The following is a 15,116-nucleotide window of genomic DNA, read 5'->3' as shown; positions in this document are numbered from 1 at the left end:
AACAGCTTAAGCAACAAGATGGATAATTCCTTACTGGATGTAAGGGATATTAACCATAAATATATTGTAGTAGGACGGCTCAACCTGCATAAAACGAATGCTGCGAATGAAGAGCTGGTTAGCAGACTTATTTACGGGCGCAAAGCCCAAGGAGGAATCCGCTATACCGATTGCTCTTACATTCTAACAGCTTAAGCAACAAGATGGATAATTCCTTACTGGATGTAAGGGATATTAACCATAAATATATTGTAGTAGGAGGAAGCAGAAATGTTAACAAAATCAATTGAATTCAAAGGACTTTATCCCGCATTAATGGTAGGCTTCAACGCCGACAATACTCTTGATCTGGAAGGTTTAAAGGAAAACGTAAAATATCTCATGGCTCAGGGCTGTGCAGGTATGTGTGTCAATGGCTCTACCGGTGAGGCGGCAGCCCTTACCAGAGAAGAGAGAGTGGCTGCGATCAAGGCGGCAAGGGAAGCCATGGGCACAGAGGGAACGATCATTGCAGGTGCTGGCGCTTCCATGACCGCACAGACCATTGAGCTGGTACAGGATGCCAAGGATGCAGGGGCAGACGCCGCCCTGGTTCTCTCACCCATCGGCAATACAACAGATGAGGGACTTGTAAAGCACTATGAGGCAGTGGCTGAAGTCGGTATTCCTATTGTTCTGTACAATCACCCGGGCGCAACCGGAATCGACATTACCATTGAAAAGTTTGACAGACTGATCCAGATTCCCAATGTGATCGGTATGAAAGAAACCAGCGGAAGCATGCCTCTCCTTGCTGAGATCTTCAGAAAATACGGCGATACCAACATTTCCATTTTCACAGGCGCAGATGACCTGACCCTTCCGGCGCTGGCAGTAGGCGCAAAGGCTATTATCCTGGCAACAGCAAACGTTGCTCCAAAGCAGGTTCTGGACATCATGAATGCGGTTGAGAACGGCGATATTAAGAAGGCAAGAGAAGTTTACTACAGCATTGCACCTCTGACCAGCGTGATTGGAGCTGAGGACAACTTCCCGGCAGGCATCAAGAAAGCAGTTGAACTCTTAGGCCGTCCGAGCAGTGATCCTAGAATGCCGATCCTTCCAATGCCTGAGGACCAGGTTCCAGGGCTGGTGGAGACATTAAAGATTGCCGGTTTACTGTAATCAGAAGGGAGAATATGAAAATGAAAAAGATTAAAATTGGTTTGGCAGCAGTTGCCAGCCCTGTGGAATCCGGCGGCGAGCGCGGTGATGATCTGCTTGCAAGGGCCAGGAAGGCCATGACGGCAGCCGGTATGGAGGTTGTGGTATATCCTGAACTGATCTGGGATGCGGCGGCGGCACTGGAAGCCTGCGATACATTTAAGAAAGAAAATGTAAACTCCCTGGTGATCATGGACATCACATGGGTCATTGATTCCATGAAGTATATTTTTACCACCAAACTTCAGGTTCCCACCGTGTTCTGGGCAGTTCCCTATACGGAGACATTCTCCATCGGGTGCATCCAGCATTACGGCTCTATCTTAAAGGCAATGGGATATACGTATGATTACGTTTACGGACTGCCGGAGGATCAGGCTGTTATTGAAGGCATCGAGTCCTATGCAAAAGTGGGCGCTGCTGTTGACAATGCAAAGGACATGGTCATTGGCCTTATGGGACCGAGACAGACATGGCGAGTTTGCGGACCTCAGGACATGAGCAAGGAAGAGTGGGATTTTACAAAGAAGACAGGCGTTACCTTTGTACATATTGAGATGGAGGAAGTGACAGACCGCGCAGCGGCAATTTCAGATGAGGAAGCTGAAAAGACACTGGCTGAACTGATGAAACGCAGCGGGAAATCCGTGGCTGACAAAAAGGCCCTGGTTTACATGGCAAAGGTTTACATGGCTACCAAGGAGATCATTGCAAAGTATCATCTTACCTCTGTTGCTGCCGAGTGCTATCCCAACTACGGAGGCCTGATGAATCTGGTATCCTCCTGGATGGCAGATGAGGGCGTGCTGGTGGATACGGAAGGCGATCTGGGCCATGCGTTTGTGATCAATACACTGAACCAGCTGGCCGGCGGCGGAGTGGTTGCCCTTGGCGAGGCCGGAAGCATTGACATAGAAAGAAATATCGTTCCTGTTGCGCACGAGGGAAGCACTGCAATGTCACTGGCTGACAGCCTTGACAGGGCACAGATCAACCCCAGCGGCGAACTGGGCACCTTTGTGGGCGTGCCCCACAAGGCCATGGATACCGTTACAGTCAGCGCAATTGTGGGCAATGGCGGAAATTATAAGATGTTTGTTGCAAAGGGCAGAACCCTGCCTGTAACACATGAGGAGTGGGTGGAAGGCGGCTCCAAGCTGCTTGTGAACCTGCAGTTTGATGCCCCTGCCCAGTCTGTGATCGATCAGCTGATCAAGGGCGGCATGGATCACCACTTTGTGATCAAGGAAGGCGACTATACCAAGGAATTGTCTGCATTCTGCGACTACATGGGATTTGATCAATTGCTGTTAAAATAAGTTTTTTTCAGAGAAGTACGCCCGGAAGCGTACCAGGAGAAAGATGGCCGCAGCGGGAATGTCACTGCGGCCGTTTTGCAATGAGGAGGAGAAATCGCATGTCCGCGTATCAGGTAATAAAAATCATAGTTGCGGTGGGGATTGTGGCGGGAGGGGCAGATCTTCTCATGGACTGCCGGTTCCACATTGGAGAGAAAATGAAGGAAGGGTTTGGAATGGCCGGGCCCATGATGCTGTCCATTGCCGGAATCATGTCCCTGGCTCCCATCATAGCAAAGCTGCTGCAGCCTGCGTTGGTGCCTGTATTCCGTTTTATAGGAGCGGACCCGGCTGTGTTTGGTATCCTTCTGGGCTGTGATATGGGCGGTTACCAGCTGGCCATGTCCCTGGCTGAATCCAAGGAGATCGCCCGCATGGTGGGGCTGGCCACGGCATCCATGCTGGGCGGGACCCTGACATTTTCAATCCCGGTGGGCCAGGCCATGGTGGAACCTGAGGATATGCCGTATTTTTCAAGGGGGATGCTGCTTGGGATCGCGGCCATCCCCTTTGGCAGCATAATGGGGGGAGCTTTTATGGGGATCCCCTGGAATCTGATCCTGATCAACCATGTGCCGGTGATCCTGCTGTCTCTGGTCTTGACATGGGGATTCAGGTTCTGTCCGGGCAGGATCGTGCGCTGTGTGGAAGCATTTGGAAACATGATCTCAAAACTGGGAATTGTGGGGATTGCCATTGGAAGTATCTCCTATCTCACCGGAGTTACCATCATTGGGGATTTTACCCCGGTCATGGAAAGCATGGCGGTGGTGTGCGGCATGACCATTGTGCTCATCGGTATGCTGCCCGTGCTTGAGATATTTATCCGGCTGCTTAAAAAACCGCTGAACATAATTGGAAGAAAGATAGGACTGGATGCGGTCAGCACAAGCGGGATCATATTTACCATGGCCAGCGGTGTGCCCACATTTGCAATGATGAAGAATATGTCCCGCAGAGGGATCGTCATCAATGCTGCCTGGAGTGTGACCTGCGCTGCGATCTTTGGAAGTCAGCTAAGTTTCGTACTGGGGGTGGAGCCGGAGATGATCATGTCGTTCATGGCCGCAAAACTGGCGGCAGGAATCCTGGCCCTGATCATTGCATTTCTGACAACCCGTAATATGGAAGAAATAAGAGAAAGAGAGGTTTAGAAAGGATGAAGGTTTTATTACTAAATGGGAGTCCAAATGAAAAAGGATGTACCTATACCGCACTCAGTGAGGTGGCAAGGACGCTTGAAGAAGAGGGGATCGAAGCAGAGATCATGCATATCAAGAAGAACTGTATCATGGGATGTACAGGATGCGGCGCCTGTTCCGGCAACGGAAACAGGTGTATCTTTGACGGCGGGATTGTCAATGAGGTGCTGGATAAGATGGAGACGGCAGACGGCCTGATCGTGGGCAGCCCTGTTTACTTTGCATCGCCCACAGGCGCTGTGCTGTCTTTGCTTGACAGGATCTTTATGGCCGGAAATAAATTCTATTTAAAACCGGCGGCAGCAGTCGCATCTGCCAGAAGAGCCGGAACCACGGCCACCATTGACGTGCTGAACAAGTATTTTAATCTGGCCGGAATGCCCATTGTCTCCTCCAATTATTACAATGTGATCCATGGACATACGCCCGAGGAAACCAGACAGGATGAGGAAGGCATGCAGACCATGCGTACCCTTGGAAGGAACATGGCATGGATGCTTAAATGCATGGAAGCGGGCAGGGAGAAAGGTCTTGTAATGCCTGAGAAGGAGCCCAAGATCAAGACCAGCTACATAAGATAAATCACCTGTTTCGGCTGCCGTGCAAAACATTGCTTAAAGTGTTGCGGGCAAAAAATGTAATGTATGGGACAACATACTTAATCGACACATGGCAGGGATTGAACTATGCTTAATACAACAAAGTTAAGGAGGAGAATAATGCAGTTACTTATAGGATTGGATGTAGGAACAACAGCACTTAAGGTTGCTCTTTTTGATGGAAAAGGCACGCTTTTAGCAGTGTCCACACAGGAATATGCATTGCTTACCCCCAAAGTAAATTATGTGGAAGTGGATGCAGAGGTTTACTGGCAGTCATTAAAAAAAGGGCTGGAGGAGATTACGGCAGCCTATCCGGTGGGAAGCGGTGACAAGATAGCATTGGCAATATCCGCACAGGGAGAGACGCTGATCTGCATTGACAAACAGGGAAAGACGCTGGGCAATGCAATTGTATGGATGGATAACCGGGCAGTGGACGAAGCCCGGGAGATGGAAGAGCGGTTTGGCAATGAGACATGTTACCGGGTAACCGGGCAGGTAAGCTTTGAACCATGCTGGCCGGCCCCTAAGATCCTGTGGCTGAAAAAGAATGAGCCGGAGATATTTGCCAATACGGACAGGTTCCTTCTGGTGGAGGATTATCTGATCTACCGTATGACCGGACATTTTTACACGGAAGGATCCCTGGTGTGTTCCTCCGTATATTGGGATATCATTAACAAATGTTATTGGAAAGATATGCTGGACTTTATCGGTATCCGTGAATCCCAGCTGGCCGAGGTGGCGGAGTCCGGCACTGTGGTGGATGATATGATCCCGGAAGTGGCAAGGGAGTTTGGTCTTAACTGCCCGGTCACCGTATGTATGGGAGCCCTGGACCAGGCGGCGGGAGCCATTGGCGCAGGAAACATAAAGGAAGGCATGTTCTCCGAGACCATCGGCGCAGCTCTTGCGATCTGCGCACCGGTATCCAAGCCCGTGTTTGATCCCAACCGGAAGATGCCCCTCCATTACTTTGCCCTTCCCGATACATATATGATCCATACATTTACCACAGGCGGCATGACACTCAGATGGTTCAGGGATAAGTTCTGCGCGGATGAGATGGCGGTTCAGGCGGCAGGAGGCGGGGATGCCTATGATCTCATCAGCAGCGAGGTGGATCAAGTGGCTCCGGGATGTGACGGCCTTGTGATGCTTCCCCATTTATCAGGTTCCCTGGCGCCTGATATCAATGCAAAGGCAAAGGGAGTATGGTTTGGATTCAGTCTGAACCACACAAAGGCACATTTTGCACGATCCATCATGGAATCCCTGGGATTCATTCTCAGAAGGAATCTGGAAGCCCTGGCCGATATGGGCATTACTGTAAAAGAGGTGCGCTCCCTGGGCGGCGGTTCCAAGAGCAAGGTGTGGAACCAGATCAAAGCAGATATCAATGATATTTCCCTTGTGACCGTGAAATCAAAGGAGGCCGCATGCCTTGGCGCAGCAATCCTTGCAGGCACAGCCACCGGCGTATTCTCAAGCGTGGAGGATGCGGTGAATAATATGATCCAGATCAAGGACCGGTACGAAGCCCGTCCGGACGACAAGGAACTGTATGATGAGAGATATGAAATGTACTGTAAGCTGTTCCGTGACCTGACGGAGTGCTTTGACAAAACAAGTATGTAAAATATGACAAAGTGAGGTAGAAATATGAAGGTAATCAAGAAAGAAGAGAGCAGGATATATCTGGACGGACCGGAGATTTGCAGGGAGTATGTGATCACACCAAAGATCGTGTTTGGTTCCTCCACACTTCATCCCGGACAGACCGGAGGGATCGACCCCGGACATCCGGAAGGCCATGAAGTATTTTATGTCAGCAGGGGAGAGGTCCTGATGCATAATACCCAGACCGATGAATTTTATGAGCTCCATGAAGGCGACATTATCCTGGTTTATGAAGGAGAACCCCACGAGCTGACCAATATAGGTACGGATATGGCAGTGATCACATGGAGCTGCGCGCCTAAGATTGATTGATTCCCATATAGACAGAGTACACTGGATTTAACAGGAGGTTGTATGTTTACACAGGATTGGGCGGTTGATGATACGGACAAGGGACAGCCGCTGTACCAGATGATTCATAACACATTATATCACAGGATCGTCAGTGAATCGCTGAAGCCGGGGGATCACCTGCTGGAGTGTTTCCTGGCCGAGGACATGAAGGTGAGCAGGACTCCTGTGAGAAAGGCCATTATCCGTCTGGAAAAAGAGGGCCTTGTAAGGCGCAAGCGCGGCCGTGCTATTGTGGAATCCGTATCCTGCCAGGACATTGAAGATACCCTTGAGATACGTTCCGCCCTGGAAAAGCTGGCAATATCAGATGGTGTCTGCCACGTGACACAGGAAGGGATCCAGTGCATGGAACGAGCCAATGAAGACTTTTGCCGTACCCTGGCCAGGGGTGACGTGCTTGCCAGCGTGGAGGCGGATGAGGCGTTTCATGATATCATATACCAACTGTCGGACAACCGCACGCTTCTGAAGCTTATCAGGGACTTTGAAAGCACCATGTACCGCTTCCGGGTAAGAGCGCTGAATACATGCCATGACAGCAGGATCCTGGTTCAGGAACATGAGGCCATTATCCAGGGATTGAAACATCGTGACGCAGACATGGCAGTGCAGGCAGTGACAAAACATATAGAGCGTCAGAAGGGGATGATGCTTGGAAGCTGTATCGTAAAGCAGAGACCGGATGTTTGCTGAAATTCAGCATTGGAAAAAAATAACTGAACAGAAAATCAGAGGACCTGTTGAACGGTTAAATATTAAACGTTTGTATCGTATAATATTCAGCCTGCCAACGGGTCCTCTTTGGATATGCCCCCCGCCCTTGACATAATTTTGATTATGAAGTATATATAAAACAGAATCAGGTCATACGTTATGACTGTATGAACTTTCTGCCCGTCTGTATGTTTGCTTCCCGGTATATTTGACCTAATCCATCCAGCGTAATAAAGCACTTCGAGCAATAGGGGAGGTTGCAAAATGAATCTTGAAAAATTAAAGTATTTTCTGGTTGCCGCCGAGGAATTGAATTTTACCAAGGCAGCCTCCAGGCTGTATATCACACAGCAGTCTCTAAGTAAACATATCCATCAATTGGAGACTTTTTATGGGGCCACACTGTTTAACCGCACATCCCCTATGACATTGACTGCTGCGGGATTATCCCTGCAGCGTGGGGCCAGTGAGATATTCCATAGCCATAACCAGATATTATCGGAAATCAACGACATAAAGGGGGGATCTTCCAATACGATCTCCATTGGCGTTGGCCCGACCCGGGGGCGGTACATCCTTCCCGATATTTTATCAGCCCATTATGAGAGTCATCCGGAAGTCGCCCTTACGTTGGTTGAAGGTTCCTCCATACAACTTGAAAACGAACTGTTAAAAGGTACCATTGATCTAAGTCTGGGGTTCCTGCCCACGGATACCGATAATATTAAGAGCATTATGCTGTTTATGAATCAGTTCCATCTGGTTATTGCAGATACGCTGCTTCAGCGTTTTGTGGGAGAAAGCGCTGCCCGGTTTTCAGGCAGTTTTGATATCAAGCGTTTACGGGACTGTCCGGTGATCACCATGCCGCCGAATTTCAAGATAGGCGCATTTATGCGCAATCTGTACCTGGAGGCAGGATTTCAGCCCAATATTCTGTTGGAAACCAACAATGTGGATACAGCTCTGGCTTTGTGCTACAAAGGGCTTGGGTATTGTATGATCCCCAAGGAAATGACAACTAAATCGTTATTTCCAAGTACGGTGCACATTATACCCATTAATCGTCCGGATGCATTTTACCCCATATCCATCAACTATCTCAGGGGAAAGTATATGACAAAGACCCTTTATGAGTTCATTGTCACCGCACAGCAGGTGACGAGACAAGTGAACGGTTAACCGAATACACCGGACAGCCGGTTAACTGCTGCCCGGGCTTCCATAAAGTGGCTGTCGGGAACGGGCAGCTTTGCCACACAGCCGGGTCCAAGCATAAGTCCATTGCGCCCGGCAGACTGGATCGCTTCTGACAAATGACGTTCAATTCCGCCAACCCCCAGTTCTTCTTTGAACTTTTGCTCGTTGATACCTCCCAGCAGGCATTTTTTTGTCAGCTTTCTGGCTTCGGCCATAGTTGGAGACACCCAGCGGTCATGCCAGTTGATGCAGTTGGCCGGATAGGATATAAGCCGCTCAAACATGGAGTTTTCACCATGGATATGAAGAACGTTAAAGTAAGTTTCATCCACAAAGGATGAGAATACGTCCATATCATAGGGGATACCGAATTCCGCGTACTGCTCCTTTGTCATAATGTCGTAGGAGGCACATTTTGTGGCGAAGAAGAAACCTGCAACTCCCTCTTCGATATTGGCCTTACAGAAATTCCGGGTGGTTTCTGCAATGGCCCGCAGCGCCTGGTGGACTTCCCTGGGATACTGCACCATATCTTCAAGCAGTCTTGGGCCTGCCAGTTTGTAGGCCGTGGTCAACGGGCTGAAAATAGTCTGTATGTAAGGAATATCCTCACCTCCCAGCTGACGCCTGAGCTGGCTGGTGAACTGAACCTGTTTGCCGTAAGTTCCGTAGTGGGCCGGAAGGGGTTCGATCCGTTTCCAGTCCTCCGGAGTATTGATCGCAAATTTGCGTTCCAGGGCCGGTTTGGTTTCCGTGCAAAAGAAGGTGACGCTCAGCCCGTAATCCTGGGCCACATAATTACCAAAGGGCATCATTTTTATAAAGTCAAAATCATATCTTCGCGTAAGCGCAATGGTCTTTTCCGCAAACCCCACGGGATCCTGATCCACATCCGGCATGTGAAACCAGATACTGAGCGGGATCCTGTCCACATCCTGGATATTCAGTGCAGCCTTTACACGTTCAACCTTTGTCATTTTATCCATAATTAACTCTCCTTTTCAGCGCTCCCGATTTGAAAAACGGGCTTGAACGATTTTTATGATGGTTGGAAGCAAAACAGTGAGCGCAATGATCACAATAAGAATCAAACTAATGGGTCGGGTCAGTAAATAACCAAACAGATCGCCTTTGGCCAGGATCAGCGCCCTGCGGAAATTGCTTTCAAAGATATTGCAAAGCACCATTCCCAAAACCAGCGGGGCTGTCTCAAACTCCATCATTTTCATAAAATACCCCAATATGCCAAAGAAGATCATAATGATAACATCCACAAGACTGTTGTTTAGTGCATAGGTGCCGATGATGGACACGGAAATAATGATCGGAACTAAAATTGCATTGGGGAGTTTACATATTTTTACAAATTGCTTTGTCAGGCTTAATCCTAAGATTCCCATAAGCAGGTTTGATGCCAAAAATCCCAGGAAGATTGCATAGGTGGATTTGGCCTGGGTGGTGAACAAAGCATTGCCCGGTATTAACCCGTGCATCAGTAAACCGCCGAACATGATGGCCGTGGCGGAGCTGCCGGGAATACCCAGTGTAAACAGTGGGATCAGGGCGCCGCCGCATGCGGCGTTATTGCCGGCTTCCGATGCGGCAATGCCTTCCAGGGAACCATTTCCAAATTCTTCCGGGTTTTTGGAAAATTTCTTTGCCATGCTGTAGTTGAGCCAGGATGCAATGCTGGCGCCGGCAGCGGGAACAAAACCAATAAAGGCTCCGACAACCGAGGAACGGCAGATGGTTGGTATCAGTTTTTTAAATATATTCCATGGCGGCATACGGTGCCCTTTCAGCCCCGCATTCGGATCATCCAGTATGGTTGCCTTTCCTTTGACTGTATTTTCCACCAGGATCAGGGCCTGGGATAAGGAGAACAGGCCGATGAGGACAGGGGTGTAATCAATGCCGTCTTCCAAAACCATGACACCAAAGGTGAAGCGCTGTACACCTTCGATGGGATCCATTCCCACTGTTCCCAAAAGCAGTCCCAGGGCAGCTGAAAAAAGTCCCTTGGCCATGGATTTTCCGGCCATATTTGATATGACAAAAAGTCCGAAGCAGGAGATCAAAAAATACTCCAGAGCTGAAAAACGCATGGAAAGCCTGCCCAAAGGCGGTGCGAAGCATAGAAGGGCCAAAGCGCCAAAGCATCCGCCGATCACTGAGGCCACGGTACAGACCCCTACGGCCTCCATGCCTCTTCCCTTTTTAGTCAGTTCATATCCGTCAATAGCCGTGGCGGCAGATGCCGCTGTGCCGGGCGTATGACACAAAGTTGCAGTGATGGAACCTCCATATACACCGGAAGTGTAGAGGGCGACCATCATGGTCAGGGCTGCGGCCGGACTCATGGTAAAGCTGATGGGGATCAGCAGCGCGATTCCGGCTGACGGACCAAGTCCGGGTATGATACCCACAACCATGCCGGCGATCACGCCGAGGACAAGTGCAATCAGGCAATCCCATTGAAACAGAATACTTAATGCACCTATGATGTTGTTCATAAATTTCCTCCTTCTAAGCGGCAGTTGTATATATGATCGATACAAGAGGTATTATCCAAAACGGAACAGGCCGCCTAACAGTCCGATCCTGTGGAGCGGGACCCCGAGAAAGATGACAAACACCACATAAATTACAACGGTGTAGCCCAGGGTGATGAGGACTATTTTTTTCCAGGATCCTGCGTTTAAATAGCGGAACAATGCAATCAGAAAAATAGGTGTTGCGGTAAAGAACCCCAGAACACGGAACAGGATACCGTATCCCACCACAAAGAGAAAGACCAGCACCGGTTTTTTGCAGTCCTGCAGCCGGGTTTCATATGTGATGGGGTTATCAGCATCTGCAAGGCGTGACTTCTTTAGGCCGCCATATAGGATCAGCAGGCTCATCACTGCCATAAAAAGCAGCATTGCCATGGGCAGGGTTCTGGCACCTGAGGGCAGCCGGACCGCGATCATGATAAACACGATGCAGAATACCAACATGCCAATGGAAACATAGACATCCCTGTGCATTCTTTTACTCATATGAATCTCCATTCTGCCGCCGGAAAGCGGCACAAATTGATATAAAGGGCTTTCTGTTTATGAGCTATTGAATGTTCCAAACCTTTTTACGGTTTTCCAGCTGGCTGGCCAGCAGATTGTAGAAATCATCACCCTTCATGGGCATTAAACCAAGTCCCAGTTTTGTCATATTCTCCTGATAGTCCGGATCTTCCATGGCCAGCATCATTGCGTCCTGCATTTTTTCAACAATAGCCGGATCCACTCCCTGGGGATAGAAGTAACCGCGGGCGGAAAAACCGATATATTCATCAAATCCCGCTTCCGTGATGGTTGGAACATCCGGAAGGAACTCGGACCGTTTCTCTGAAAACTGACAGACCGCCTTCATCTCCCCTTCATTGTGGGCCACATAGACATCGCCTACATTGCCAAAAAAGACATCCACGTCCCCTGCTTTGAACATATTGAGTCCTTCGGCAGCGGAATCCACAGGGACAGTGATGATCTTGCTCCCGTAGGTATTCCTGAACCACTCCGCACAAGTGGCATCGCCGTCAGTGATCCCAACGGTCTGGACCGCTATCATCACATCATTTTCTTTTGAATAGTCAATAAAGGAGGCGACATCCGTAAATCTGTTTTCATTTGACCGGATTGCAAGGACATTGGAATCCAGAACCTGATTCACAAGCAGCTGCACATCATCCAGGGTTTCCTTTCGGATCGCGGCGGTGTTGTATGCGCCCATAGGGAAGTTGTGGTTGATCAGACCAACGGTATAGCCGTCCGTACCTGAGTTGTACATTACCTGATTCCAGGCGATCCAGCTGCCGCTGCCCGCGTTGTTTTCCACCACAACCGATACTCCCAGCACCTTTTCCAATGCGGATGCCATGTACCGGGCGCCCAGATCCGTTCCCGAACCTGCGGAAAAACCGATGATAATAGTAATGGGGTGCTCGGGCCAGTTATCAATGCTGCTGTTAGCAGAAGCACTGGGAGCAGTTTTTTGGGAATCAGTACTACCGGCAGTGTCGGATGCTTTTACCTCCGCCGCTGTTGTGGCTGTTGTCGTGGGGCTGCATGCCGCCAGGGATGCTGCCATCATTGCCAGCATAAGGATCGAAACTGTTTTTTTCATTTGTACATTCTCCTTTCCTATATCGAAATATTAAGTTAACAGGGGCAGCAGTCAAACTTGGAACTGCTTATGGAAACAGAACTTCTTACTTAATGATATCTTAGTTCCCAACCTCTGACAAACAGCTATTCTGCGTGCTGTACAGCCATTTGGCTGTAATCCGGCAGGGCTGTGAGCAGGGGAGGAAATTGGGCACGCAGCAAAAAAAGATATGTGTTCAGCAAACATAATAATGGATTTATGAGCGGATATTTTGTAAACTATAGATAAGGCTAAAATGCCGGAAAAGAATGATAATGTTATGGGTCGGCGTTTCTTGGAGAGGGTGGGATAGAATGGACGTTACTTCTGAAAAATATACCAATATAATGCGTGCCTCGGAGCTGCTTTTAAGCCAGCATGAGGAAGAGATCTCCATCCCTTCATTTCCCGAAGGGATCAAGGTTTTTCTTGATACATTTCATGTTGGGGACTATGCTTTTTCCAGCAGGCACTGGCATCGCTCCATCCAGTTTAATGTAATATTGGAAGGAACCCTGGATGTGTCCGTGAACGGAAAGGATATTCTGCTGCAGAGGGGGGATGGGATATTCATCAATTCCAATGTGTTCCATCACCTTAATTTTAAGGGGGAATCAGAGTGTGTGGGATACAGTTTTCAACTGCATCCTTCCGCCATATGCTCGGAAAAAGACATCTATCTCTATACAAAGTATGTTGCCTCCGTGATCAATAACGCTGATCTGAACTACCTGACGTTCAAAGAAGAGGTTCCATGGCATTCAGGGGTACTGAATTATTTGAACAGGGCCTTTATATCGGCGAACCAGCAGGATTTCGCCTATGAACTGGATGTTAAAAACTTGCTTTCCTGCGCATGGATGTTAATGCTGCGCAATTACAACTCCATTCCGGCTAACAACACGGATTCATACACCTTGTCCAATGCCCCCAGGATAAAAGAAATGCTTTCCTATATCCAGAACCACTACTCGGACCGCATCACCCTGTCCCAGATTGCTGCGTCTGCCAGTATCAGCCTGAGTGAGTGTAACCGTTGTTTTAAGAGATTCCTGAAGCTGACGCCCATTGAGTATCTCACACAGGTGCGGGTGGCGGCTGCCTGCCGGCTGCTGAAGGAGGGGACGGAGACGATCGCTTCCGTGGCGGAAGACCTGGGATTTGCAGACTACTCTTATTTTCACAGGGTGTTTAAAAAATATATGGGGTGTACTCCAAAGGAATATATGGAAATGCATCATGCGTAACAAAACCGGGCGTTCTTCTCAATCTAAAGAAGAATGCCCGGTTATCGTTTTTACATTGTATTTTTCACGTTATCTTTCTCTCTTTATCTCTTTCTATTTTTCATCGATCCCGACATATGTTCCGTTTTTCGCGATCAGCATGTGGGGCTTCGCGTTGGGGTTATCTCCGTTTGCATCAAATCCTTCCACATCCACCATGATTCCTGAATAGGATGCATTGGAGCGGAGCCATTCCACCAGGGCATTGCCGTTTAAACCGTTTGTCTCCTCATTTTTCAGGGCTTCCGATACCATGTAGATCAGATCATATGGTCCTGCCGCTTCCTGGCCGGGATCCACGCCGGTCAATTCGGTATAGCTTTTTACGAATTTCCGGACGCGTTCATTTGTGCTCTCGGCATCAAAGGCTGACATGGTGATAAATCCTTCCGTACACTCGGCATCGGCCACCTGGAAGATAAGAGGATTGGCACAGCCAGTGTTTCCAAACACCTGAACATCCCAGCCAAGGGAAGCCTTCTGTTTCAGGAATAATCCGGCGGGATTATACTCGGTAAGCAGATATACGGCATCCGCGCCCTTTCCCTTAAAGTTTGTGATATAGGCGGTGTAATCCTTTTCCGTTTCCACCTGTACCTGTGCGGAATCAATGATATCAATGTTGTACTTATCTTTCAGATAGTTTTTTGTAAAATCAAAGTTAGTTACATCCGTATCGGCTGATGTATACAGAATGGCAGGTTTTTTTACGCCGCATTCATTTACCATGTAATCGCACATCTGCTCAATAATTGCGGAATCCTTGGCACAGATCCTCAGATAATTCTTATATCCCAGTTCCGTGATGGTATTTCCCGTATTGATCCCGGAGAGGACCGGAAGGTCGGCGTTGGCCCAGGTGGGGTATGCTGCCTTGGAACAGCCTGTGGAAATGGATGTGACCACAAAACGGTATTTGTTTGCGGCAACCATTTTCTCCGCACAGATCACTGCCTGATTGGTATTCATCTGGTCGTCATACACATCATAGACAAGTTTCTTCCCATTGATCCCGCCGTTTTCATTGATCTCCTGCACTGCAAGACGGACGCCGTATTCCTGCTGCTGTCCAAGTCCGGCCGTATCGCCGGTCATGGGCCCCATAACCGCGAATTCAATGGTTTCCGCATCTTCGCTTTTGCTGCTTTGCGGTTCGGAAGCTCCTCCGCTTGTTCCCGAAGCACTGCATCCCGCAAGTGTTACTGCTGCTAACAATGTGAGTGATAAATTTCTGATACATCCTGATCTTTTTTTCATATGAAACCTCCGCATTTTATTATATTTTCAGCTTTATACCAGCTGCCTTATGCCAGTTGCTTTTTACATACTGCT

The 15,116-nt window shown here is 48.8% G+C and carries 14 protein-coding genes and 1 pseudogene; 10 read left to right on the top strand and 5 right to left on the bottom strand.

Features of this window, described 5'->3' with window-relative positions:
- From HMPREF9469_RS32670 to HMPREF9469_RS23150, 9 genes and pseudogenes are all read left to right on the top strand, one after another.
- A pseudogene (locus tag HMPREF9469_RS32670) lies at positions 1-195 on the top strand (hypothetical protein); the annotation flags it as partial.
- Positions 196-270: 75 nt separating this feature from the next.
- Complete coding sequence (gene dapA / locus HMPREF9469_RS23185; RefSeq protein WP_007867682.1) at positions 271-1,164, top strand: 4-hydroxy-tetrahydrodipicolinate synthase; 894 nt, start codon at positions 271-273, stop codon at positions 1,162-1,164.
- Positions 1,165-1,184: 20 nt separating this feature from the next.
- A complete protein-coding gene (locus tag HMPREF9469_RS23180; protein WP_157140333.1) occupies positions 1,185-2,522 on the top strand; it encodes a hypothetical protein in 1,338 nt (445 codons plus the stop codon).
- A gap of 98 nt (positions 2,523-2,620) precedes the next feature.
- Positions 2,621-3,715, top strand: a complete 1,095-nt coding sequence (locus HMPREF9469_RS23175) for an ethanolamine utilization protein EutH (RefSeq protein ID WP_007867676.1) — start codon at positions 2,621-2,623, stop codon at positions 3,713-3,715.
- A gap of 5 nt (positions 3,716-3,720) precedes the next feature.
- The gene (locus tag HMPREF9469_RS23170; protein ID WP_007867673.1) at positions 3,721-4,344 is read left to right on the top strand and encodes a flavodoxin family protein; all 624 of its coding nucleotides are present in this window, start codon (positions 3,721-3,723) and stop codon (positions 4,342-4,344) included.
- Between the two features lie 138 nt (positions 4,345-4,482).
- On the top strand, positions 4,483-6,003 hold the full coding sequence (locus HMPREF9469_RS23165; protein WP_007867670.1) for a xylulokinase: 1,521 nt from the start codon (positions 4,483-4,485) through the stop codon (positions 6,001-6,003).
- 24 nt (positions 6,004-6,027) lie between these two features.
- Positions 6,028-6,357, top strand: coding sequence for a cupin domain-containing protein (locus HMPREF9469_RS23160; RefSeq protein WP_007867668.1), 330 nt, complete (start codon positions 6,028-6,030; stop codon positions 6,355-6,357).
- A 42-nt stretch (positions 6,358-6,399) separates the two neighbouring features.
- A complete protein-coding gene (locus HMPREF9469_RS23155) occupies positions 6,400-7,092 on the top strand; it encodes a GntR family transcriptional regulator (protein ID WP_007867666.1) in 693 nt (230 codons plus the stop codon).
- 285 nt (positions 7,093-7,377) lie between these two features.
- A complete protein-coding gene (locus tag HMPREF9469_RS23150) occupies positions 7,378-8,295 on the top strand; it encodes a LysR family transcriptional regulator (protein ID WP_007867664.1) in 918 nt (305 codons plus the stop codon).
- On the opposite strand, the gene HMPREF9469_RS23145 is transcribed toward HMPREF9469_RS23150, so the two are convergent.
- From HMPREF9469_RS23145 to HMPREF9469_RS23130, 4 genes are all read right to left on the bottom strand, one after another.
- Positions 8,292-9,299, bottom strand: coding sequence for a uroporphyrinogen decarboxylase family protein (locus HMPREF9469_RS23145; RefSeq protein ID WP_007867662.1), 1,008 nt, complete (start codon positions 9,297-9,299; stop codon positions 8,292-8,294). The two genes, HMPREF9469_RS23150 and HMPREF9469_RS23145, sit on opposite strands and share 4 nt — an antisense overlap.
- A 15-nt stretch (positions 9,300-9,314) precedes the next feature.
- A complete protein-coding gene (locus tag HMPREF9469_RS23140; protein WP_007867659.1) occupies positions 9,315-10,826 on the bottom strand; it encodes a tripartite tricarboxylate transporter permease in 1,512 nt (503 codons plus the stop codon).
- 51 nt (positions 10,827-10,877) lie between these two features.
- Entirely contained in the window at positions 10,878-11,354 is a 477-nt protein-coding gene (locus tag HMPREF9469_RS23135; protein ID WP_007867657.1) for a tripartite tricarboxylate transporter TctB family protein, read from the bottom strand.
- Between the two features lie 64 nt (positions 11,355-11,418).
- Positions 11,419-12,477 carry a tripartite tricarboxylate transporter substrate binding protein gene (locus tag HMPREF9469_RS23130; protein ID WP_007867655.1) on the bottom strand — a complete coding sequence of 353 codons (1,059 nt, stop codon included), beginning with the start codon at positions 12,475-12,477 and terminating at the stop codon, positions 11,419-11,421.
- Between the two features lie 335 nt (positions 12,478-12,812).
- Between HMPREF9469_RS23130 and HMPREF9469_RS23125 the strand changes: the two genes are divergently transcribed.
- Entirely contained in the window at positions 12,813-13,745 is a 933-nt protein-coding gene (locus HMPREF9469_RS23125) for an AraC family transcriptional regulator (protein ID WP_007867653.1), read from the top strand.
- Positions 13,746-13,838: 93 nt separating this feature from the next.
- On the opposite strand, the gene HMPREF9469_RS23120 is transcribed toward HMPREF9469_RS23125, so the two are convergent.
- The gene (locus HMPREF9469_RS23120; protein WP_007867645.1) at positions 13,839-15,041 is read right to left on the bottom strand and encodes an ABC transporter substrate-binding protein; all 1,203 of its coding nucleotides are present in this window, start codon (positions 15,039-15,041) and stop codon (positions 13,839-13,841) included.
- Between the last annotated feature and the right edge of the window lie 75 nt (positions 15,042-15,116).

The sequence above is a fragment of the [Clostridium] citroniae WAL-17108 genome, from assembly GCF_000233455.1.
Classification (GTDB): Bacteria; Bacillota; Clostridia; order Lachnospirales; family Lachnospiraceae; genus Enterocloster; species Enterocloster citroniae.
The sequence above is the reverse complement of the archived record's forward strand: the minus strand, read 5'-3'. Positions and strand labels throughout refer to the sequence as shown.